Consider the following 22380-nt stretch of genomic DNA (forward strand, 5'->3'; position numbering starts at 1 on the left):
CGTGAACACTTTGAGGCGATTTAAGCGCTAACATTGATTGAAGTGGCGCAACAGGAAGGGATGATGATCGACGCAAAGAGAGTGCTTATTGTTGAAGATGACAGCGGAATAGCCGACGTTCTGCGCTTAAACTTTCAGGATGAAGGTTATGATGTAACCCATGCGGCTGATGGACACCTCGCCGTCCATTTATTGGGGACCCAGCAATGGGATGCTTTGATTCTTGATCTGATGTTGCCCGGCATTGATGGTTTAGAGATCTGTCGCCGCGCCCGCGCAATGAAACGCTATACGCCGATCATTATGATCAGTGCACGCTCCAGTGAAGTGCATCGCGTTTTGGGCCTTGAGTTGGGCGCAGATGATTATCTGCCCAAACCCTTTTCCGTGGTGGAACTCGTCGCCCGGCTTAAGGCACTGTTTCGCCGCCAGGAAGCGATGAATTTAAATTCGCGCCTGGAAGCGGGCACGCTGCATCACGATGCATTAATGATCGATCCGGTAGCCCGTGAAGTGTGGCTGGAGAATAAGCCGATAACCTTAACGCCGCGCGAGTTTGATCTGCTTTACCACTTCGCTAAACATCCTGGAAAAGTATTTTCCCGCCTCAATCTGCTCAATCAGGTTTGGGGCTATCAGCACGATGGTTATGAACACACGGTTAATACACATATCAACCGCTTACGGTTGAAAATTGAAGATAATCCCGCCGAACCGCACTACATCCTGACGGTGTGGGGCAAAGGCTATAAATTTTCGCTGCCGGCGAAGTAGGTTTAATGATGAAACGCCTGACACTCAGCCAGCGCCTGGCGCTGGTTTTTGCTTCCTTGCTGTTACTTTGCACACTGCTGTCAGGCTGGATGCAGATTCGCATTAACGCGCAGTACGGTAGCGCCGTGGTGCAACGTTTGTCCGACGGACTGGCGCGCAGTATCGCCAGCCTCAACCCCAATATGATTGGCGAGCAGGGCGTGAATCTGCCGCTGATGAAGGCGCTGTTCAGTGATTTGATGGTGCTCAATCCCAGTGTGGAAGTCTATTTGCTCGATTTACAGGGCTATATTCTGGCTGATGCAGCACCGCCTAATCATGTCAAACGCAGCCGCGTGAGCCTGGCTCCAATCCATGCGCAGCTTAATGGCACCGCTTCGCCAGTATACGGCGATGACCCACGTAATTTGCTGGAAAATAAAGTGTTTAGCGTTGCACCGCTTGCCCTGCATGGCCAAACGGTGGGTTATCTGTATGTGATTTTGCAGGGCGAGAACTATCACCAACTGGCGCAGGAAGCGCAGATCGATATTCTGATGCACACATCATTTTGGTCATCTTTGCTGGTGGTGTTATTTGGTCTGACGGCGGGCGCGGTGGCGTTCAGTTTAATCACGCGCCCTATGCGCCAGTTGACGCAACGCGTTCGTGAACTCAACCGGGAAGACATGACGGCAATCAAGCAGATGGCGGAATTAACGTTGCCACAGCCGCATGAGAAAGATGAGGTCAGTGTATTACAGGGCGCGTTTGTGGGTATGGCGCGACGCGTCGCCTTTCAGTGGGAGAAGCTGGCTTATCAGGACCAATTGCGGCGTGATTTCGTGGCCAATATTTCACACGATTTGCGCACGCCTCTGACGACGTTGCACGGTTATCTGGAAACTTTACTGTATAAATCGGACAGCCTGAAATCGACCGAAAGCCAGCGTTACCTGCACATTGCGCTCTCGCAAAGCCAAAAAGTCAGCATGCTGGCGCAGCAGCTATTTGAACTGGCGCAGCTGGAATATGGCGTAATAAAGCCCAATCGTGAAATGTTCAGCCTTTCAGAGCTGACTTACGACGTGGTGCAAAAATTTGAGTTAATGGCCAGCACGCGCAATATCCGCTTTGTGGTGGATATGCCCGAACAGCTGCCGCAGGTGAATGCCGATGTTTCGATGATCGATCGCGTGCTGACCAATCTCTTTGATAATGCCATCAAATACACGCCGGAGGCGGGAACCATTGAGGTCACGCTGCGAAGCGCCGAACGCGAGGTTGAAGTAAGTCTGAAAGATTCGGGACCCGGCATTCCTGATGCGTTACGTGCCACACTGTTTGAGCGTCCGTCTGCGTTAACGCACGCCAGCACGCGGAAAAACAGCGGTGGTCTGGGATTGATGGTGGTGCGCCGTATTCTGCAGCTGCATGAGCGTGATATTCGTCTGGATGAACAAACATCGGGCGCCTGCTTCCGCTTCTCCATCCCGCGCTAAAAACAAAAAACCCTTCCTAAGTGGAAGGGTTTTTTTGTTTTGCCCGCTCGATTAGATATCGATGTTGGCGGCTTTCAACGCGTTCTCTTCGATGAAGGCACGGCGCGGTTCAACCGCATCGCCCATCAAGGTAGTGAACAGCTGATCGGCAGCAATCGCATCCTTAATCGTCACGCGCAGCATGCGGCGACTATCTGGATCCATGGTGGTTTCCCACAGCTGCTCTGGGTTCATCTCACCCAAACCTTTATAACGCTGTACTGACAGACCACGACGCGACTCTTTCACCAGCCACTCAATCGCCTGCTCGAAGCTGGTTACAGGCTGGCGACGCTCGCCACGTTCAATGTAGGCATCTTCTTCAATCAGGCCGCGCAGCTGCTCGCCCAGCGCACAGATTTTGCGGTATTCCGGCCCATCGATGAACTCGCTATCCAGTGGATAATCGGTATCAACGCCGTGCGTGCGGACACGCAGCACCGGTTCGAACAGGTTCTGTTCGTTATCAGCACGAACCTGCGCCAGGTAGCTGCTGCCGTGCGCTTCACGCTCGGTCAGATACGCCACTAAGCCATCGATCCAGCCTTGTACGGCGGCTTCATTACTGAGGTCGCTTAAGGTTGGATGGTAGATCAGGCCACGCAGCAGAGCCGATGGGAAGCGGCGCTCCATACGTTTGATCATGCGCTGTGTGCTGTTGAAATCCGCCACCAGCGTTTCCAGCGGCTGACCGCCTAACGCAGGCGCGCTGGCGTTGGTGTGCAGCGTAGCGCCGTCGAGCGCGATGGAAATCTGATACTGATCCATCGCTTCGTCGTCTTTAATATACTGTTCTTGCTTGCCTTTCTTCACTTTGTACAGCGGCGGCTGAGCGATGTAGACGTGACCACGCTCAACAATTTCCGGCATCTGACGGTAGAAGAAGGTCAACAGCAGCGTACGAATGTGCGAACCATCGACGTCAGCATCGGTCATGATGATGATGCTGTGATAACGCAGTTTGTCCGGATTGTATTCGTCACGACCGATACCGCAACCTAACGCGGTGATCAGCGTCGCGACTTCCTGCGATGCCAGCATCTTGTCGAAACGCGCTTTCTCCACGTTCAGGATTTTACCTTTCAGCGGCAGAATCGCCTGGTTCTTACGGTTACGGCCCTGTTTGGCTGAACCGCCTGCGGAGTCACCCTCCACCAGGTAGATTTCAGACAGCGCCGGATCGCGCTCCTGACAGTCAGCCAGTTTGCCCGGCAGACCGGCTAAATCCAGCGCGCCTTTACGGCGGGTCATTTCACGTGCACGACGCGCCGCTTCACGCGCGCGCGCTGCATCGATAATTTTACCGACCACGATTTTGGCGTCAGACGGGTTTTCCAGCAGGTATTCCGCCAGCAGTTCATTCATCTGCTGCTCAACCGCCGATTTCACCTCTGAAGAGACCAGTTTGTCTTTGGTCTGAGAAGAGAATTTCGGATCCGGCACTTTCACGGAAACCACCGCAATCAGGCCTTCACGTGCATCATCACCGGTGGCGCTGACTTTGGCTTTTTTGCTGTAGCCTTCTTTATCCATGTAGGCGTTCAGGGTACGCGTCATTGCCGCACGGAAACCGGCCAGGTGCGTACCGCCGTCGCGCTGTGGAATGTTGTTGGTGAAGCAGTAGATGTTTTCCTGGAAACCATCGTTCCACTGCAGCGCCACTTCCACGCCAATGCCATCTTTCTCAGTCGAGAAATAGAACACCGTTGGATGGATTGGCGTTTTGTTCTTGTTGAGGTACTCAACAAACGCCTTGATGCCGCCTTCGTAGTGGAAGTGATCGTTCTTGCCGTCACGTTTATCTTCCAGACGAATCGAGACGCCAGAGTTAAGGAACGACAGCTCACGTAGGCGTTTCGCCAGGATCTCGTATTCAAACTCAATCACGTTGGTGAAGGTTTCATAGCTCGGCCAGAAACGCACGCGCGTACCGGTTGCATCGGTATCGCCTGATACCGCCAGCGGTGCCTGCGGTACGCCGTGCTGATAAATCTGATGATGCACTTTGCCTTCGCGACGAATAGTCAGCTCCAGCTTCTGTGACAAGGCGTTAACCACGGAAACGCCGACGCCGTGCAGACCGCCAGACACTTTGTAGGAGTTATCATCAAATTTACCGCCGGCGTGCAGGACGGTCATGATCACTTCAGCTGCAGAGACGCCCTCTTCCGGGTGAATGCCGGTCGGAATACCACGGCCATCATCTTGCACTGAGACCGAGTTATCGGCATGAATTGTAACGGTAATGTCACTACAGTGACCGGCGAGCGCTTCGTCGATAGCGTTATCCACGACTTCGAATACCATGTGATGCAGACCGGTGCCGTCATCCGTATCGCCGATGTACATACCCGGGCGTTTGCGTACCGCATCAAGCCCTTTCAGGACTTTGATACTTGAGGAGTCATAAGAATTCGACATCAACGTTTCTCGCTCATTTAATCTTCAGGTTGAACCACTATTTTACCCTGTTCCACGCGGAACATCTTGCCCTTTTCATCACTCATGTCGATTACATGCTCGACACCAATGGCGCTGACAAATACTTGAGCCTGCGTGGCTTTTAGGCGTTCAGCTAACAGCCGACGACGGGTGTCATCCAGCTCTGAGGCAAAGTCATCAATCAGATACAAACAGCGTCGTCCGCTGCTGCGCGTCAGATATTCGCCCTGCGCTAAGCGCAGCGCACACATCAGCAGCTTTAACTGACCGCGTGAGAGTAAATCTTCCACCGGCGTCCCTTCAGCACGAATACGAAAATCGGCTTTATGTGGGCCGCTGGCGGTGTAGGTGAGCGCGCGATCGCGCTCGAAATTGCGTTCCAGCAGTTCGGCGTAGTCGCTCTCTTTGTCCCAGCCACGCTGGAAAGAGAACGCTAACTCGAACTCCGGTAAAAATTGGCCACAGGTGCCGATGATCTCGCGGGAAATCGCCGCGCTGTATTCGGCGCGCCATGCGCTGATTTGCTCAGCCAGCGGCACCAGCTCCTGATCCCACGGACGAATCTGGCTATAGCGCGATACCTGACGCAGCGCCGCATTGCGCTGTTTCAGCAGACGACGCAGATTGCTCCAGGCATGGAAAAAGCCGGGCGCGGCGTGAAAACATCCCCAATCGATATAGGCGCGACGGTATTTGGGGCCGCCATTCAGCAGCGTAAAACCTTCCGGCGTAATCAACTGCATGGGTAACAGTTGCGCTAACTCGGCGACTTTGTGACCGTCGCTGCCATCGATGCGGACTTTGCTGTCACCGGCACGATTTTTGGTGAGACCCACCGACAGTTCGCGTTCACTGCCTTCAATACGGCCGTGCAGCACAAAGGCATCCTGATCGTGGCGAATAACGCGGCCAGCCTGCAAACTGCGAAACGCGCGACCGTGGCCCAGCGTATAGATCGCCTCCAGCACGCTGGTCTTGCCGCTGCCGTTAGCGCCAACTAAAAAATTGAAACCGGGTGCCAGCGCCAGATCGGCCTGCTCGATATTACGGAAATCTTTAATCAGGAGGCGGGTTAAAGCCATGAAGTGTTCCGGGATGAAGCTATTCGGGATCTTGTAGGGGAGCCATTAATGGCTCCCAGGATGGTGCGAACATTCGCCAGGTCGGCATAAATGCCGACCTTACAAGCGCATTGGCATAACGACATACGCTGCGGCTGGACTAGCAACATCTTCAATTTGTACGCTGGAAACAGAGTCAGTTAAAAGCAAACGCACATTTTCGCACTTCAGCGCATTCAATACATCCAGCACATAGCTGACGTTGAATCCGATCTCCAGATCGGTGCCATTGTAAGAGACATCCAGCATCTCTTCCGCCTCTTCCTGTTCAGGATTGTTAGCAGTAATTTTCAGCTGATTTTCGGTGATGTAGATGCGAACGCCGCGGAATTTCTCATTCGAGAGAATCGCCGCACGCGCAAATGCCTGCTTCAGAATATCGCAGCCAGCTTCTAATGCTTTATCCGGATTCTTCGGCAATACGCGGCGATAATCCGGGAAACGACCATCAACCAGCTTCGAAGTGAAGATAAAGTCACCGACGTGTGCGCGGATGTTGCTGCTGCCAATTTGCACCTGCAGCGGCGTTTCGCCCCCGTCGAGCAAACGCATCAGCTCAATCACACCTTTACGCGGCACGATCACCGAATGATTCGGCAGCGCCTGACCAATCGGCATTGAGCACACCGCAAGGCGGTGACCATCGGTAGCGACGGTACGCAACTCTTCACCTTCGGTTTCGAACAGCATGCCGTTAAGGTAATAGCGCACATCCTGATGCGCCATTGAGAACTGCGTGGCTTCAATCAGGCGTTTTAACGTCGCCTGCGGCAAGGTGAATTCCACCTCACTCTGCCAGTCATCCAGATTCGGGAAGTCGCTGGCCGGCAACGTAGATAGCGAGAAACGGCTGCGGCCTGAACGCACCAGCATTCTGTCGCCTTCCAGCGTCAGGCTGATTTCAGCGCCTTCCGGCAAACCGCGGCAAATATCGAGGAATTTACGCGCCGGTACCGTGGTAGCGCCCGGTTCGTGGGGCTGCGTCAGCGCCACACGCGCCACCATTTCCATTTCCAGATCGGTGCCGGTCAGCCGCAGCGAACCTTCACTGACCTGCAGCAGTAAATTTCCAAGAATCGGCAGCGTTGGGCGTCCGCCAAGCGGACCGCTGACCTGTTGCAGGGGCTTCAGTAACTGCTCACGTTCTACAATAAATTTCATATGCGTCAGGAAGATAGTGTTCGAATGAGGTTAGAGAAATCTTCTTTGATGTCGTGGCTCTCTTCACGCAGTTGCTCGATTTTACGGCAGGCGTGAAGCACGGTGGTATGGTCGCGGCCACCAAACGCATCGCCAATTTCCGGCAAACTGTGGTTGGTGAGCTCTTTCGCCATCGCCATCGCCATCTGGCGCGGACGCGCTACCGAACGCGAACGGCGTTTCGACAGCAAATCCGCCACTTTAATTTTGTAATACTCGGCCACCGTTTTCTGGATGTTATCAATGGTGACCAGTTTTTCCTGCAGCGCCAGCAGATCGCGCAGCGCTTCGCGCACGAAATCGATGGTGATGGCGCGACCGGTAAAGTTCGCATTGGCAATCACGCGGTTCAACGCGCCTTCCAGCTCTCGCACATTGGAACGCAGACGCTTAGCAATAAAGAACGCCACTTCGCCCGGCAGACGGATGTCGTTTTCATCGGCCTTCTTCATCAGGATCGCGACACGCGTTTCCAGTTCAGGCGGCTCGATCGCCACGGTTAATCCCCAGCCAAAACGCGATTTCAGGCGATCTTCTACGCCGTTGATCTCTTTTGGATAGCGATCCGAAGTCAGGATGATCTGTTGATTGCCTTCCAGCAGCGCATTAAAGGTGTGGAAAAACTCTTCCTGCGAGCGCTCTTTATTGGCAAAGAATTGGATGTCATCGATCAGCAGCGCATCAACCGAACGGTAATAACGCTTAAACTCTTCGATAGCGTTGTTCTGCAGGGCTTTGACCATGTCCTGTACAAAACGCTCGGAGTGCATGTACACCACTTTGGCATTCGGCTTACGCGCAATAATGCCATTTCCCACCGCGTGCAGTAGGTGAGTTTTACCCAAACCGGTGCCGCCATAAAGGAACAGCGGGTTATACGCGCCACCAGGATTATCCGCCACCTGACGTGCCGCCGCGCGCGCCAGCTGGTTCGATTTACCTTCAACGAAGTTGTCGAAGTTATGACGGTTATTCACGTTGGAACGGTAAGTGACATCGGCCGGCGCGGGCACCGAATCCCAGCTTGGACGCAGAATTTGCGTTGGCGCGGGACGATTTTCAATCGGTGCAGGCGCGCTGTAATTGGAAGTGGCCATCGCCGGTTGGCTGGTTGTCACCTGAGCGGTAGGACGAGTGCCGACTTCAAAACGCAGTAATGGCACATTCGCACCGCAGAACTCGTTCAGCAGCCCATTGATACTATTGAGATATTTATCTCTAACCCAGTCGAGTACAAACCGATTTGGTGCATACAAGGTCAGCGTATTGTCGTTCAATTCAGCCTGCAGCGGACGAATCCACATGCTGAATTCGGTGGCAGGAAGCTCATCCTGCAAACGGGCAAGACACTGTTGCCAAAGCGTAAGTGACACGGCGGACTCCACTCGTACAAAATCGATAAGAATTTTAGGCGCTAATAAATAGAAACGTAATTTTTAGACACAGGCGGTTGGAAAGCGCCTGCGACCGCTATTCGCGGTAGTCTTCCCCGGCGATCGCAGTAAGGATCGCCAGCGGAAGGGCGGATCATAACGTAAAGCCGCCGAGAGATCTTCCCTTTCTACACAGTTTTGATCCAATTTATCCACAGGCACCGGTAGCGAAAATGAGTTTACGCTTTCTGGCAAAAAAGCCAGCGTTAATCTGGCTGAAACCATTATTTTTTCTGGCTGGCTCGCATTTCCGCGCAACAAACCTGCAAATTGATCGCAAGAAGATCCTGCGCGATCCTTGCGCTTTAACCCACAGCCCGTATAATTCCCCACCCGGCATTATTGCGTGAAGCCTTGATGCCCGGAATCAGCGGGCTGTATCTGGGTTTCCAGGTGCCGCGACCAGCGAAGTAAATTGACTCTGGACTGTACAATTATTACAATCCCGCCTCTTTATTAAAGACACATTGAGGCGTTGGTCGATTTACTGGCCCGAAAACGCGTCACCCAGTGAAAATTTTCAAGTTTAGGTAGAAATCGCCATGAAACGCACTTTTCAACCGTCCGTACTGAAGCGCAACCGTTCACACGGTTTCCGTGCTCGTATGGCAACAAAAAATGGTCGTCAGGTTCTGGCACGTCGTCGTGCTAAAGGCCGTTCTCGTCTGACCGTTTCTAAGTAATAAAGCTAACCCTCGTGGTTAAGCTCGCATTTCCCAGGGAGTTACGTTTGTTAACTCCCACTCATTTCACTTTCGTCTTCCAGCAGCCACAAAGAGCCGGTACGCCGCAGATCACCATACTCGGCCGACTTAATTCGCTGGGGCATCCCCGCATCGGTCTCACCGTCGCAAAAAAACATGTCAAACGTGCCCATGAACGCAACCGGATCAAGCGATTGACCCGCGAAAGCTTTCGTCTGCGTCAACATGAGCTGCCTGCAATGGATTTTGTGATCGTGGCGAAAAAAGGGATTGCTGACCTGGATAACCGTGCGCTGACGGAAGCGTTGGAGAAATTATGGCGTCGTCACTGTCGCCTGGCTCGCGGCTCCTGATTGCCCTGATACGCGTTTATCAACGCGCCATCAGCCCACTGCTGGGACCTCATTGCCGGTTCCATCCCACTTGCTCGCAGTATGGGATTGAGGCCTTACGCCGTTTTGGTGTTGTAAAAGGCAGTTGGTTGACGATAAAACGCGTATTAAAATGCCACCCTTTGAACCCGGGTGGTGACGATCCTGTGCCGCCAAAAACCTTTGATACCAGAGAACATTAACGATGGATTCGCAACGCAATCTCTTTCTCATCGCTTTTCTGTTCGTGTCTTTTATGATCTGGCAAGCCTGGCAGACGGACCACGCTCCGCAGCCACAGCAAACTCAGACCACACAAAACACAAGCAGCGCAGCGGGTGATGCCGCCACTTCCGGCGTGCCGGCTAGCGGACAGGGCAAAACGATCACCGTTAAGACAGATGTCCTGTCACTCAACATCAACACGCGCGGTGGCGATATTGAGCAGGCTCAGCTGCTGACTTACCCGGACAAACTGGGTTCAGATGCACCGTTCCAGCTGCTTGAGACCACTCCAGCATTCGTTTATCAGGCGCAGAGCGGCTTAACGGGCCGTAACGGTCCGGATAACCCTAACAATGGCGCACGTCCGCTGTATACCACTTCACAAGATAGCTTCGTGATGGCCGATGGTCAGAGCGAGCTGCGCGTGCCGTTGACCTGGACCGGTGAAAACGGCGTGGTTTACACCAAGACCTTCGTCTTCAAGCGCGGTGAGTATGCGGTTAACGTTGACTACAACATTAACAACACTACCCAGCAGCCGCTGGAAGTGTCGATGTTTGGTCAGCTGAAGCAGACCATCGATGTGCCTAAGCACCGCGATACCGGCAGCAACAACTTTGCTTTGCACACCTTCCGTGGTGCAGCGTACTCAACCAGCGATGCGAAATACGAAAAATATAAATTCGACACCATCGCGGATAACGAGAACCTGAACACCACCACCAGCAATGGCTGGGTGGCGATGCTGCAACAGTACTTTGCTACCGCTTGGGTGCCACGCACACAGGGTAACAACACGCTGTACACCAGCAACCTCGGTAATGGCGTAGCGGCAATTGGCTACAAATCTGCACCGGTTACCGTTGGTGCAGGCGCACAGCAAGATCTTGGCGCAACGCTGTGGGTTGGCCCGGAAATTCAGGACCAGATGGCGGCTATCGCGCCTCACCTGGATCTGACCGTAGATTACGGCTGGTTGTGGTTCATCTCTCAGCCGCTGTTTAAGCTGCTGAAGTTCATCCACAGCTTTATCGGTAACTGGGGCTTCTCCATTATCGTTATCACCTTCATCGTTCGTGGCATTATGTACCCGCTGACCAAAGCGCAGTACACCTCGATGGCGAAGATGCGTATGCTGCAGCCGAAAATTCAGGCGATGCGTGAACGTTTGGGTGATGATAAGCAGAAGCAGAGCCAGGAGATGATGGCGCTGTATAAGGCGGAGAAAGTGAACCCGCTGGGCGGCTGCTTGCCTCTGGTTATCCAGATGCCGATCTTCCTTGCCTTGTACTACATGCTGTCAGGCTCGGTTGAACTGCGTCATGCTCCGTTTATTCTGTGGATTCATGATTTGTCCGCGCAGGACCCGTACTACATTCTGCCGATCATCATGGGTATCACCATGTTCTTCATTCAGAAGATGTCACCGACCACCGTGACCGATCCGATGCAGCAGAAGATCATGACCTACATGCCGGTTATCTTTACCGTGTTCTTCCTGTGGTTCCCTTCAGGTCTGGTGCTGTACTACATCGTCAGCAACCTGGTAACCATTCTCCAGCAGCAGCTGATTTATCGCGGCCTGGAAAAACGTGGCCTGCATAGCCGCGACAAGAAGAAAGCGTAACGTCTGACTGCCATCAGCAGCAGCGTATAATCAAAGGGCGACATTTATGTCGCCCTATTTTTATTTATTAATACCCTAAAAGTTTAAGGTGGAATCATGAGCCACAGCGACACCATTGTTGCCCAGGCGACGCCTCCCGGCCGTGGCGGCGTCGGCATTCTGCGTATTTCCGGTGCAAAAGCCGCTGACGTGGCGCAAGCCGTGTTAGGCAAGCTGCCGAAACCGCGCTACGCCGACTATCTGCCTTTTAGCGATGTCGATGGCAGCGTGCTCGATCAGGGCATTGCGCTGTGGTTTCCTGGCCCGAACTCCTTTACCGGCGAAGATGTATTGGAGCTGCAAGGCCACGGCGGTCCGGTAATTCTCGACCTGCTGCTCAAACGCATCGTGGCGCTGCCCGGCTTGCGTATTGCTCAGCCGGGCGAATTCTCGGAACGTGCCTTCCTCAACGACAAACTCGATTTGGCACAGGCCGAAGCGATTGCCGATCTGATCGATGCCAGCTCAGAGCAAGCAGCCCGTTCCGCAGTAAACTCGCTGCAGGGCGCATTTTCCCTGCGCATCAACGCGCTTGTGGAAGCACTTACTCACCTGCGCATCTATGTGGAAGCGGCCATCGACTTCCCGGATGAAGAGATCGATTTCCTTTCCGACGGCAAAATTGAAGCACAGCTCAATGTGGTGATCGGCGATCTCGACGGCGTGCGTGCCGAAGCGCGTCAGGGCAGCCTGCTGCGCGAAGGGATGAAAGTGGTCATTGCCGGTCGTCCGAATGCCGGTAAATCGAGCCTGCTGAATGCCTTAGCCGGGCGCGAAGCGGCGATTGTCACCGATATCGCTGGCACCACGCGCGACGTGCTGCGTGAACATATCCATATCGACGGCATGCCGCTGCACATCATCGATACCGCCGGTTTGCGCGAAGCCAGCGATGAAGTGGAGCGAATTGGTATCGAACGCGCCTGGCAGGAGATCGAGCAGGCCGACCGCGTGCTGTTTATGGTCGACGGCACCACAACGGATGCGACCGAAGCCGCCGCTATTTGGCCCGATTTTGTCGCGCGCTTGCCGGATGCGCTGCCAATTACCGTGGTACGCAACAAAGCGGATATGACTGGCGAAGTGCTGGGTCTCACTGAAGTGAATGGTCACTCACTGATTCGTCTCTCGGCGCGTACCGGTGAAGGCGTGGAAGCGCTGCGCGATCACCTGAAACAGAGCATGGGCTTTGCTGGCAACATGGAAGGCGGCTTCCTCGCCCGTCGCCGTCATCTGCAAGCGCTGGAGTTAGCCGCAACGCACTTAGAACAGGGTAAACATCAGCTGTTAGCCGCGTGGGCCGGCGAATTACTGGCGGAAGAGTTACGTTTAGCGCAACAGGCGCTAAGCGAAATCACCGGTGAATTCACCTCCGATGATCTGCTGGGACGAATCTTCTCCAGTTTCTGTATTGGTAAGTAAGACTTCCCTGGCTTTCAACAGGTAGCTCTCTGAGCTACCTGCAATTCTCCCGCCCAGAACCTTCCATGCGTCTTTGTTATTTGGCTCCCCTTGCGCTTTGCAGTATAACGATCACTGCCCGGCTAACCGGTCCTGCCGGGTACATTCACTATTCATGCTAAATATTGGGCGCACATTGCCGCCCGAACAGGAGAGAAACATGAGTACAACGCTCGACAGCGTGGCGCTGAACGCGCTGTTTAATGAAGCCCGCACCCACAGTTACTGGCAGGACAAACCGATTTCTCAGGAGGTGCTGAAGCAGCTCTATAACCTGACCGCGCTGGGGCCGACTTCTGCTAACTGCTCGCCGGGTCGTTTTGTATTTGTGACGTCGCAGGAAGGCAAAGAGAAGCTGAAACCGGCGCTCTCGTCTGGCAATGTCGACAAAACCATGGCGGCGCCGGTGACGGTGATTGTGGCGTGGGATCCGGAATTCTACGAAGCGTTGCCAAAGCTGTTTCCACATGGCGATGCACGCAGCTGGTTCACCAGCAGCCCAGACCTGGCGAAAGAGACAGCATTCCGTAACAGCAGCTTGCAGGCGGGATATTTGATTCTGGCAGCGCGTTCGCTGGGATTGGATGCGGGCCCGATGTCCGGTTTCGATCCGTCAAAAGTGAACGAAGCGTTCTTCAGCGAGAGCAAATGGCAGGTGAATTTACTGATTAATCTGGGCTACGGCGAAGCCAGCAAACTGCACGCGCGTCTGCCGCGTCTTGGCTTTGATGAAGCCAGCACCTTTGCCTGAGTGAGAAAAGGCGTCGGGCTTAACCCATGACGCCGATTCCTGCGCGGTTAGCCCAGTGAATGGAAACCGCTGTTGAAGTAGATCATCGGCTCTGCCGCTTCACCAGGCAGAGCGATGCCAACAATCCGTGCCAGCAGCACGCTGTGCGTATTCCACTCCACCACTTTCTCCAGCTGACAATCAAAGCTCACCAGCGCATCAGCCAGGATCGGCGAGCCGGTATTCAGCGTCTGCCAGGCGCCATTTTGAAAACGCTCGGACCGGCGAGAAGATTGGCTGAACTGGGCACACAGGTCATCATGCTGTTCACGCAGCACGTTAACGGCAAAATGGCCGGCTTCGATAAAGGCATCATGACTGGATGCACTGCTATTAACGCACACCAGCAGACTTGGCGGCTCAGCAGCCAACGAGCTGACTGAAGTAGCAATCAGCCCCAGCTTTTCGCCCTGAAATTCGGTGGTAACCAGAGAAACGCCCGCCGTTAAGCGACGCATGCCGTGACGAAACTCATCAAGAGAGATCGATTCCTGGCGAGTAATAGCGGTAACTGACATAGAAAACTCCGACGTGCATGCTTCTAAGATGCGCACGATTGGCAGATGAATAAATGGGTTAGCGCACTTCAATGTGCCTTTTTTACTGTCCAAATCCTACACCACATCAGACCGTTCGGCACCCGTTCAGCGATGAATCTGCAAAAGCGTTCTATGCAAAGTTGCCAAATGGGATTGTCGCTCGGCTTCGTCCTTATCTGAAATATCGTCGTATCCCTCTTAAGCCGGATGCAAACCCATGAGAAAATTCTTACAATAGCACTGATGATTATTCGACCATTTTCACGGAGCGACAGATGGCTAGTCATTTTGTTCGTTGGATAGGTAATCCGCCCTTCTCTTCAGAGAACATGCGGGTTCCACAGGATGTGATCAACAGTGCCGACCGCTTCGCTGATAAGCGGCGCGGACGCTTTTTAGCGGCGCGCGAACTGCTGGCGCAGTTAATGTTGCGCGTCTATGGCATTCATGAACTTCCGCAGCTGATCACCACCAGCAGCGGACGTCCCCGTTTTGCTGATCCCACGCTACCGGATTTCAGTATTTCCTACGCCGGCAATACCATTGGCGTGCTGCTGGCGGAAGAAGGCGGACGCGCTGGGCTGGATATGGAAATAGTGCGCGCCCACAGCCGTCAAACTCAGGAGATGCTGACGCAGGATCTCTCCTCCGGCGAAAAAGCCTGGATCAACGCGCAGCAGGATTTCATGGAAGCGCTGACGCAAATCTGGACGCTGCGCCAAAGCATTCTTAAGCTCACCGGCGAATCTGATAGCGGCATTGATTCCCTGCGTTTGCATCCCGCAGCTGGCCGACTGCGCTCTACCGTGTTTCCCGATATTCAGGCGGTATGTGATGCCGAACCTACACTGGTGTGGTCGTGTGCGCTTTCGCCAGGCACCGAACGCTTACGCCTGTGGGAGATTGATGGCGCGCAGCAATGGCAATCGCTGCGCGATGTCGAGATGAGCAAACCCAACATGGGGCCGCGCACCTTGCGCCTGACCAGCTTGGTCACACCGCATGAGATGGGGCATCCATAGTATTAAAGGCCGCAGTCGCGGCCTTTATTGGTTTAGTGGGCGTCGATAAAGACGATTTTCAGCACGAACAGCAGAGCAACCACCACCACGCATGGGCTGATTTCACGCCAGCGGCCGGTACCTACTTTCATCACGCAGTAAGAGATAAAGCCCAGCGCGATGCCTTCGGTGATCGAGAAGCTAAAAGGCATCATCGCGGCAGTGACAAACGCCGGAACCGCTTCGGTGAGGTCGTCCCACTGCACGCGAGATAGCGATGCCGTCATCAGCACGCCAACGTAAATCAGCGCACCCGCCGCCGCATAGGATGGCACCATCGCGGCCAGCGGTGACAGGAACATCACCAGCAGGAAAAGAATCCCGGTAATCACCGCCATCAAGCCAGTACGTCCGCCGATCGCCACGCCGGACGAACTTTCAATATAAGCGGTAACAGAAGAGGTGCCGATCAGTGAACCGGTGACGGAACTAATGCTATCGACATACAGCGCCTGCTTCATGCGCGGGAAAGTGCCTTTCTCATCGGTTAGTCCGGCTTTATCCGTCACGCCAATCAACGTGCCGGATGAGTCGAACAAGTTAACCAACATAAAGGAGAAGATCACACCAGCCATACCAATGTTGAACGCGCCTTTGATATCGACCTGGCCCACTACGGAGGTGATAGCAGGCGGCGGCGCAAACACGCCGCTGAATTTCACATCGCCAATTATCAGGCCTAGCGCGGTGGTCACCACAATCGACACCAGCACCGCCGCATGAATGTTACGCGAAGCCAGAATAGCGATGATAAAGAAGCCAAGCGCACCGAGCAGCACGCTGTGCGAGGTCAGATTGCCGACGGCAACGATAGTATCGGCGTTCGGCACGATGATGCCGGCATTTTTCAGCCCCATCATGGCGATAAACAGGCCAATACCGGCGGTGATGCCCACGCGCAGGCTCAGCGGAATATTCGCAATCATCCAGTAACGCACGCGCAGCAGCGTGAGGATCAGTAGACCCAGTGCGCCCCAGAAAATCGCGCCCATGCCAATCTGCCACGAGTAGCCCATTGCACCGACCACTACAAAGGCGAAGAAGGCATTGAGGCCCATCGCCGGCGCCAATGCCACCGGCAGATTCGCCACCAGCCCCATCAGGATGCTGCCGAACGCGGCAATTAAGCAGGTAGTCACAAAGACAGCCTGGGTATCCATGCCCGCCACACCAAGAATTTGCGGGTTAACAAAGACGATGTAGACCATCGTCAGGAAAGTGGTGCACCCGGCGATCACTTCTGTACGCACGGTGGTGCCGTGTTCCTGCAGTTTGAAGATGCGCTGCAAAAGACCCTGATTATTCATTTCACTGTTCCGATGAAAAAATTTATCGCCGCGTATCGTATAGAGTTTGGCGCGGCAAAACACTGATTATTCGCAACCGGTTGCTCAGGGTCGCTTTCTGCGCTCAGTACGCTAGAGTGTCAGCTTATTGTTTAACAAAAGGATGATGTGCGATGTCGGTTGAATGTATTTTTTTTGATTGCGACGGCACGCTGGTCGACAGCGAAGTAATCTGTACGCAATCTTACGTCAACACCTTTGCCCGCTACGGTATTGAACTCTCGCTGCAGCAGATGTTTGAGCAATATAAAGGGGTGAAGCTCTACGACATCATCCGCGACGTAGCGGCAGAACATCAGGTTGAGTTGCCGCTTGAAGAGGTGGAAACCGCCTATCGCGCCGAAGTGGCGCGACTGTTCGATCTCGATTTAAAGCCGATTGACGGTGCCAAAGCGCTGGTGGAGCGCGTAAAAGTGCCAATGTGCGTGGTTTCGAACGGCACGGTAAAGAAGATGCAACATTCGCTGGGATTAACCGGCATGCTGCCGTATCTGGAGGGGAAATTGTACAGCGGTTATGACATTAACCACTGGAAGCCCGATCCGGAGCTGATGTATCACGCGGCCGAGCAGATGCAGGTGCCGATTGAGCAATGCATTCTGGTAGATGATTCAGAGGCGGGCGCACGTGCGGGAATCGCCGCCGGGATTCCGGTGTTTTACTACTGCGCCGATGCGCACAATCCCGAGTTAGATCATCCGCTGGTGACGCGCTTTGATGATATGGCGCAGTTGCCGGATCTGTGGCGCGCACGTGGGTGGGATTTGGTGGGATAGGTGCTGGCTGTCCCCCATCCCGGCCTTCCCCCACGAGTGGGGGAAGGAGACGCTGCCACATGCAACTCCCCAACTACCCTATAGCAGCATCATCCTCCCCCACTCGTGGGGGAGGACTGAGGTGGGGGACAGCCAGCACAATCCAAATCAGCCAATCGCCCCCAGCGAATCCTCGTTGCTCTGCTTCTTCGGCAGCAGGAACAGCGTGGCAACGATATCCAGCAGATAAATCAGCGCCAGCAGCGTAATCGCGGCGGTGAAAGAGATGTTGGTGGCCAGCAAACCAATCACCAGCGGACCAAAACCACCCACGCCACGCCCAAGATTAAACAACACGTTCTGTGCTGTCGCACGTGCTTGCGGCGGGAAGGTATCTGAAATCAGCGCGCCGTAGCCGCCAATCATACCGTTCACAAACATCCCCATCAGCGCGCCAGTAAACAGCATCACCGTTGGATCGCGTAGCTGTGCGTACACCACCACCATCACCACCGCGCCGAACTGGTACAGCAGGAAGATTTTCCAGCGCGCGAAGCGATCGGCCAGTACGCCAAACAGCCAGATACCGAACGTCATGCCCACCACCGTCACCGCGGTCCACAAGCCAGATTTGGTCAGGCTGAAACCGAAGTTGGAGGAGAGATAGCTTGGCATCCAGATCATCAGCCCGTAATAACCAAAGTTTTGCACTGAGCAAAGGATGAATATCCCCAGACTGGCTTTGCTGGTCGCGCGATCGGCGAACAGCAATTTAATACGCGCAGCGAAAGAGAGCTGCGGCGTTTTCTCAACGTGGCGGGTAAAGCCTTCCGGCTCGCCCATGCTGCGACGAATCACAAACGAGACCAGCGCCGGCAGCAACCCGACGAGGAACATGCCGCGCCAGCCAATCACGCTCAGCAGCGGCGGCGTGATAAAGGCCGCCAGCAGCACACCAAGCTGCCAGCCAATGCCAACCCATGCCGAGGCGCGGTTGCGCTTCTCTTTCGGCCAGGCTTCGGCAATCAGCGCCATGCCGATGCCGAACTCGCCGCCCAACCCCACGCCTGCCAACGTACGGTACGCCAGCAAGTCCCAATAACCCTGCGCCACGGCGCACAGACCGGTGAATACCGAGAACATCAAAATGGTTATGGTGAGAATACGGATGCGGCCATAACGATCGCTCAGATGACCAAATACAATGCCGCCGATCACCGCACCGATCAGTGTCCAGGTCACCAGGGAACCCGCCTGAGAAGGATCGAGTGCCAGCGAGACGCTGATCGCCGGCAGCATAAAGCCGAGTATCAGCAGATCGAATCCGTCCATCGCATAGCCGCTGATGGCAGCCACCATGGCTTTCGCCGGCGTTATGGCTTGTTTTGTAGGAGTTGGGGAGGACATGCGGCAGCACCTTGCAGAAAAAAGTGCGCCAAGTATAAAGAGAGGGAATCATTGAGAACAGGCAGAATTTAAGCAGGCGGCCCGTTAGCCACAGTGGCAACGGGTCGCCAAAGCGATAATCAAGAGGGTTTATTGCTACCGTCGTCACCCGACAGCAGTTCATCCAGCTTGTCGCCGCCCACATGACGGAAATCCTGACCTTTGACGAAATAGAAAATAATTTCGCAGATGTTCTGGCAGCGATCACCGATACGCTCGATGGCGCGCGCGCAGAACAGCGCGGTCAGCACGCTGGGAATGGTACGCGGATCTTCCATCATATAGGTCATCAGCTGACGCACGATGCCTTCATACTCTTTATCTACCTTCTTGTCTTCACGGTAGATTTTGATGGCTTCGTTGAGATCCATGCGCGCAAACGCATCCAGCACGTCATGCAGCATCTGTACGGTGTGATGACCGAGCGCTTCGAGGCTTACCAGCAGCGGCAGATGCTGCTGGCTGAATTTCTCCAGCGCGGTGCGGCTGATTTTCTCCGCCACATCGCCAATGCGTTCCAGCTCTGAAATGGTTTTGATGATCGCCATCACCAGGCGCAAGTCGCTGGCGGTAGGCTGACGTTTGGCGATGATGCGCACGCAGGCTTCATCAATCTCCACTTCCATCATGTTGACCTTCTGGTCGCCGTCGATCACGTGACGCGCCAGCTCGCCATCCTGGTTATGCATCGCGGTGATGGCATCCATCAGCTGCTTCTCAACCATGCCGCCCATAATCATCACTTGCGTGCGAATGTGCTCCAGCTCCGCATTAAACTGACCGGAGATGTGTTTGTTCAGATTTAAATTATCCATGTGCGTCTCCTGAATCAGCCGTAACGACCGGTGATGTAATCTTCGGTCTGCTTCTGTGCGGGCTTAGTGAACAAAGTATCGGTATCGCTAAACTCAATCAGCTCGCCCAGATACATAAAAGCGGTGTGATCAGAACAACGCGCGGCCTGCTGCATGTTGTGGGTCACGATTACCACGGTGTAATCCTGCTTCAGCTCGGTGATCAGCTCTTCGATACGGCCGGTTGAGATGGGATCGAGCGCTGAACACGGCTCATCCAGTAACAGGACTTCCGGACGAATCGCGATACCGCGAGCGATACACAAACGCTGCTGCTGACCGCCGGAAAGACTGTAACCGCTCTGATGCAGCTTGTCTTTGGTTTCATTCCATAGCGCCGCTTTGGTCAGCGCCCACTGCACGCGCTCGTCCATATCGGCGCGCGACAGCTTTTCAAACAGACGTACGCCGAAGGCGATGTTGTCGTAAATCGACATCGGGAACGGCGTCGGCTTCTGGAATACCATGCCAACGCGCGCGCGCAGCAGGGCGATATCCTGATTAGATGCCAGAATGTTATCGCCATCCAGCAGGATGTCACCTTCTGCACGCTGCTCGGGATAGAGCGAGTACATTTTGTTGAAGGTGCGCAGCAGCGTGGATTTACCGCAGCCTGATGGGCCGATAAACGCGGTGACCTGGTTTTTAGTGATATCCAGGTTGATGTTTTTCAGCGCGTGAAACTTACCGTAATAGAAGTTCAGATTACGGACCTGAATTTTACCGGCTGATGAAGTCACGTTACTCATTCTCGTCTCTCATAAGCAGCGCCGCCGAAGCCGCGCCGGGAAATTAGTGTTTGCCCTTGGCGAAAATCACACGCGCCGCAATGTTCAGCAGCAGCACGCACACTGTAATAATCAGCACACCCGCCCACGCCAGGCTTTGCCATTCGGCAAACGGGCTCATGGCGAATTTAAAGATGGTGACCGGCAGGTTCGCGATCGGCTGCATCATGTCGGTGCTCCAGAACTGGTTCGACAGCGCAGTGAACAGCAGCGGAGCGGTTTCACCGGCGATACGCGCCACAGCCAACAGCACACCGGTGATGATGCCGGAAACCGAGGCTTTCAGCGTAATGGCTGAAATCATCTTCCACTTCGGCGTACCCAGCGCATAAGCCGCTTCACGCATGCTGTCTGGCACCAGACGCAGCATGTTCTCGGAGGTACGAATCACAATCGGTATCTGCAACAGCGCCAGCGCCACCACGCCGGCCCAGCCGGAAAAGTGCTGCATCTGCGCCACCACGATGGTGTAGACGAACAGACCCACCACAATCGAGGGTGCGGACAGCAAGATATCGTTGATGAAGCGAATCACTTCTGCCAGCCAGTGTTTACGGCCATATTCCGCCAGATAAATCCCGGCCATGATGCCGAGCGGCGTTCCGATGATCGTCGACCAGAAAATCAGTAAGCCACTGCCGACTAAGGCGTTGGCCAAACCACCACCGGCAGTATTGGGTGGCGGAGTCGATTCGGTAAACAGCGACCAGCTCAAACCATCGACACCGCGCGTTACGGTAGTGAACAGAATCCACACCAGCCAAAACAGGCCGAAAGCCATGGTCAGCAGCGATAGCGTCAGGGCAATTTTGTTTTTGGTACTGCGCCACGCCTGCATTTTGCGGCGCGATGCTTCCAGCTCAGCGCGAGCCTGCACTTCAATAACGGTCATGAACGGGCTCCTTCACTCTTCGCCAGTCGCAGGATCATCAGTTTGGAGATCGCCAGCACGATAAAGGTAATCACGAACAGAATCAGACCCAGCTCCATCAGTGCCGCTACGTGCACGCCGGATTCCGCTTCAGCAAATTCGTTGGCCAGCGCGGAGGTAATACTGTTGCCCGGCATAAACAGCGATGGGCTGTCGAGCTGGTAGGTGTTCCCGATGATGAAGGTTACCGCCATGGTTTCACCCAAAGCGCGCCCCAGGCCGAGCATAACGCCGCCGATCACACCGTTTTTGGTGAACGGCAGTACGATGCGCCAGATCACTTCCCACGTGGTGCAGCCGATACCGTAAGCCGACTCTTTCATCATTACCGGCGTCTGCTCAAACACGTCACGCATCACCGAGGCGATGTACGGAATGATCATGATGGCGAGAATCACGCCCGCCGCCAGGATACCGATACCAAAAGCCGGGCCAGAGAACAGCGTGCCGACAATCGGGATATTCGACATCACATTGCCAACCGGCGTCTGGAAATATTCGGCGAACAACGGGGCAAAAACAAACAGGCCCCACATGCCGTAAACAATGCTCGGGATCGCTGCCAGCAGCTCAATGGCGGTGCCCAGCGGGCGACGCAGCCAGCCCGGCGCCAGTTCCGTCAGAAACAGCGCAATGCCGAAGCTCACCGGCACGGCAATGATCAGGGCAATAATCGAGGTGACGAGGGTGCCGTAAATCGGTACCAGCGCACCAAATTGTTCGTTCGGCGCATCCCAGGTTTTATTCCACAGGAAGGAGAAACCAAATTTTTGGATGCTAGGCCAGGAGGAGAAAATCAGGGAGACGATAATGCCACCCATCAACAGCAACACGATAAGCGCGGACAGCTTAACCAGCGCGCCGAAAATCATGTCGCCTTGTTTACCGGGGGCTTTGAACGTCGGCTTAGTGGCAGCCATAGAATTCTCTGTTCTCAGGAGGATGTCAGGGCA

General features: G+C 54.5%; 22 protein-coding genes. 11 read left to right on the plus strand and 11 right to left on the minus strand.

Features of this window, described 5'->3' with window-relative positions; all coding sequences use genetic code 11:
• Positions 1-63: 63 nt before the first annotated feature.
• Both AC790_RS15885 and AC790_RS15890 read left to right on the plus strand, forming a co-directional pair.
• Positions 64-774: a response regulator transcription factor gene (locus AC790_RS15885; RefSeq protein WP_007893548.1), complete on the plus strand. Its 711-nt coding sequence runs from the start codon at positions 64-66 to the stop codon at positions 772-774.
• Between the two features lie 8 nt (positions 775-782).
• Positions 783-2255, plus strand: coding sequence for a HAMP domain-containing sensor histidine kinase (locus AC790_RS15890; protein ID WP_049852424.1), 1473 nt, complete (start codon positions 783-785; stop codon positions 2253-2255).
• A gap of 51 nt (positions 2256-2306) precedes the next feature.
• On the opposite strand, the gene gyrB is transcribed toward AC790_RS15890, so the two are convergent.
• The 4 genes from gyrB to dnaA form a co-directional block, all read right to left on the minus strand.
• Entirely contained in the window at positions 2307-4715 is a 2409-nt protein-coding gene (gene gyrB / locus AC790_RS15895) for a DNA topoisomerase (ATP-hydrolyzing) subunit B (protein ID WP_007893552.1), read from the minus strand.
• 17 nt (positions 4716-4732) lie between these two features.
• The gene (gene recF, locus AC790_RS15900; protein ID WP_049852400.1) at positions 4733-5818 is read right to left on the minus strand and encodes a DNA replication/repair protein RecF; all 1086 of its coding nucleotides are present in this window, start codon (positions 5816-5818) and stop codon (positions 4733-4735) included.
• A 99-nt stretch (positions 5819-5917) separates the two neighbouring features.
• Entirely contained in the window at positions 5918-7018 is a 1101-nt protein-coding gene (dnaN, locus tag AC790_RS15905) for a DNA polymerase III subunit beta (protein WP_049852401.1), read from the minus strand.
• 5 nt (positions 7019-7023) lie between these two features.
• Positions 7024-8430: a chromosomal replication initiator protein DnaA gene (gene dnaA / locus AC790_RS15910; protein ID WP_007893559.1), complete on the minus strand. Its 1407-nt coding sequence runs from the start codon at positions 8428-8430 to the stop codon at positions 7024-7026.
• Between the two features lie 233 nt (positions 8431-8663).
• On the opposite strand from dnaA, the gene AC790_RS24940 reads away from it, so the two are divergent.
• The 7 genes from AC790_RS24940 (at position 8664) to AC790_RS15930 (ending at position 13668) form a co-directional block, all read left to right on the plus strand.
• Positions 8664-8840 carry a hypothetical protein gene (locus AC790_RS24940; protein WP_162531771.1) on the plus strand — a complete coding sequence of 59 codons (177 nt, stop codon included), beginning with the start codon at positions 8664-8666 and terminating at the stop codon, positions 8838-8840.
• Positions 8841-9032: 192 nt separating this feature from the next.
• On the plus strand, positions 9033-9173 hold the full coding sequence (gene rpmH / locus AC790_RS24310) for a 50S ribosomal protein L34 (protein WP_003849659.1): 141 nt from the start codon (positions 9033-9035) through the stop codon (positions 9171-9173).
• A 14-nt stretch (positions 9174-9187) separates the two neighbouring features.
• The gene (rnpA, locus tag AC790_RS15915) at positions 9188-9547 is read left to right on the plus strand and encodes a ribonuclease P protein component (protein WP_034830013.1); all 360 of its coding nucleotides are present in this window, start codon (positions 9188-9190) and stop codon (positions 9545-9547) included.
• Positions 9511-9768, plus strand: coding sequence for a membrane protein insertion efficiency factor YidD (gene yidD / locus AC790_RS24315; RefSeq protein ID WP_007893564.1), 258 nt, complete (start codon positions 9511-9513; stop codon positions 9766-9768). Before rnpA ends, yidD begins: the two co-directional genes overlap by 37 nt.
• Before the next feature lie 2 nt (positions 9769-9770).
• Positions 9771-11417 carry a membrane protein insertase YidC gene (gene yidC, locus AC790_RS15920; protein WP_007893566.1) on the plus strand — a complete coding sequence of 549 codons (1647 nt, stop codon included), beginning with the start codon at positions 9771-9773 and terminating at the stop codon, positions 11415-11417.
• A 96-nt stretch (positions 11418-11513) separates the two neighbouring features.
• The gene (gene mnmE, locus AC790_RS15925; protein WP_049852402.1) at positions 11514-12878 is read left to right on the plus strand and encodes a tRNA uridine-5-carboxymethylaminomethyl(34) synthesis GTPase MnmE; all 1365 of its coding nucleotides are present in this window, start codon (positions 11514-11516) and stop codon (positions 12876-12878) included.
• Positions 12879-13077: 199 nt separating this feature from the next.
• Positions 13078-13668, plus strand: coding sequence for a malonic semialdehyde reductase (locus AC790_RS15930; protein ID WP_007893569.1), 591 nt, complete (start codon positions 13078-13080; stop codon positions 13666-13668).
• A 47-nt stretch (positions 13669-13715) separates the two neighbouring features.
• Here AC790_RS15930 and AC790_RS15935 read toward each other — a convergent pair whose 3' ends face one another.
• Positions 13716-14225: a flavin reductase family protein gene (locus AC790_RS15935; RefSeq protein WP_049852403.1), complete on the minus strand. Its 510-nt coding sequence runs from the start codon at positions 14223-14225 to the stop codon at positions 13716-13718.
• A gap of 296 nt (positions 14226-14521) precedes the next feature.
• Between AC790_RS15935 and AC790_RS15940 the strand changes: the two genes are divergently transcribed.
• Positions 14522-15268 carry a 4'-phosphopantetheinyl transferase superfamily protein gene (locus AC790_RS15940; protein WP_049852404.1) on the plus strand — a complete coding sequence of 249 codons (747 nt, stop codon included), beginning with the start codon at positions 14522-14524 and terminating at the stop codon, positions 15266-15268.
• Positions 15269-15300: 32 nt separating this feature from the next.
• Here AC790_RS15940 and AC790_RS15945 read toward each other — a convergent pair whose 3' ends face one another.
• Positions 15301-16614, minus strand: coding sequence for an NCS2 family permease (locus tag AC790_RS15945; RefSeq protein ID WP_049852405.1), 1314 nt, complete (start codon positions 16612-16614; stop codon positions 15301-15303).
• Between the two features lie 152 nt (positions 16615-16766).
• Between AC790_RS15945 and yieH the strand changes: the two genes are divergently transcribed.
• Positions 16767-17429 carry a 6-phosphogluconate phosphatase gene (yieH, locus tag AC790_RS15950; protein ID WP_049852406.1) on the plus strand — a complete coding sequence of 221 codons (663 nt, stop codon included), beginning with the start codon at positions 16767-16769 and terminating at the stop codon, positions 17427-17429.
• A 147-nt stretch (positions 17430-17576) separates the two neighbouring features.
• Here yieH and AC790_RS15955 read toward each other — a convergent pair whose 3' ends face one another.
• The 5 genes from AC790_RS15955 to pstC all read right to left on the minus strand — a co-directional run bounded on the left by AC790_RS15955 (position 17577) and on the right by pstC (position 22347).
• Positions 17577-18815: an MFS transporter gene (locus tag AC790_RS15955; RefSeq protein WP_007893577.1), complete on the minus strand. Its 1239-nt coding sequence runs from the start codon at positions 18813-18815 to the stop codon at positions 17577-17579.
• 119 nt (positions 18816-18934) lie between these two features.
• On the minus strand, positions 18935-19669 hold the full coding sequence (phoU, locus tag AC790_RS15960; RefSeq protein ID WP_007893583.1) for a phosphate signaling complex protein PhoU: 735 nt from the start codon (positions 19667-19669) through the stop codon (positions 18935-18937).
• Positions 19670-19683: 14 nt separating this feature from the next.
• Complete coding sequence (gene pstB / locus AC790_RS15965) at positions 19684-20457, minus strand: phosphate ABC transporter ATP-binding protein PstB (RefSeq protein WP_007893584.1); 774 nt, start codon at positions 20455-20457, stop codon at positions 19684-19686.
• A gap of 43 nt (positions 20458-20500) precedes the next feature.
• Positions 20501-21388, minus strand: coding sequence for a phosphate ABC transporter permease PstA (pstA, locus tag AC790_RS15970; protein WP_049852407.1), 888 nt, complete (start codon positions 21386-21388; stop codon positions 20501-20503).
• A complete protein-coding gene (gene pstC, locus AC790_RS15975) occupies positions 21385-22347 on the minus strand; it encodes a phosphate ABC transporter permease PstC (protein ID WP_049852408.1) in 963 nt (320 codons plus the stop codon). The genes pstA and pstC overlap by 4 nt, the downstream gene beginning before the upstream one ends.
• Positions 22348-22380 lie beyond the last annotated feature (33 nt).

The sequence above is a fragment of the Pantoea sp. RIT-PI-b genome (genome assembly GCF_001187905.1).
GTDB lineage: Bacteria > Pseudomonadota > Gammaproteobacteria > Enterobacterales > Enterobacteriaceae > Pantoea > Pantoea nemavictus.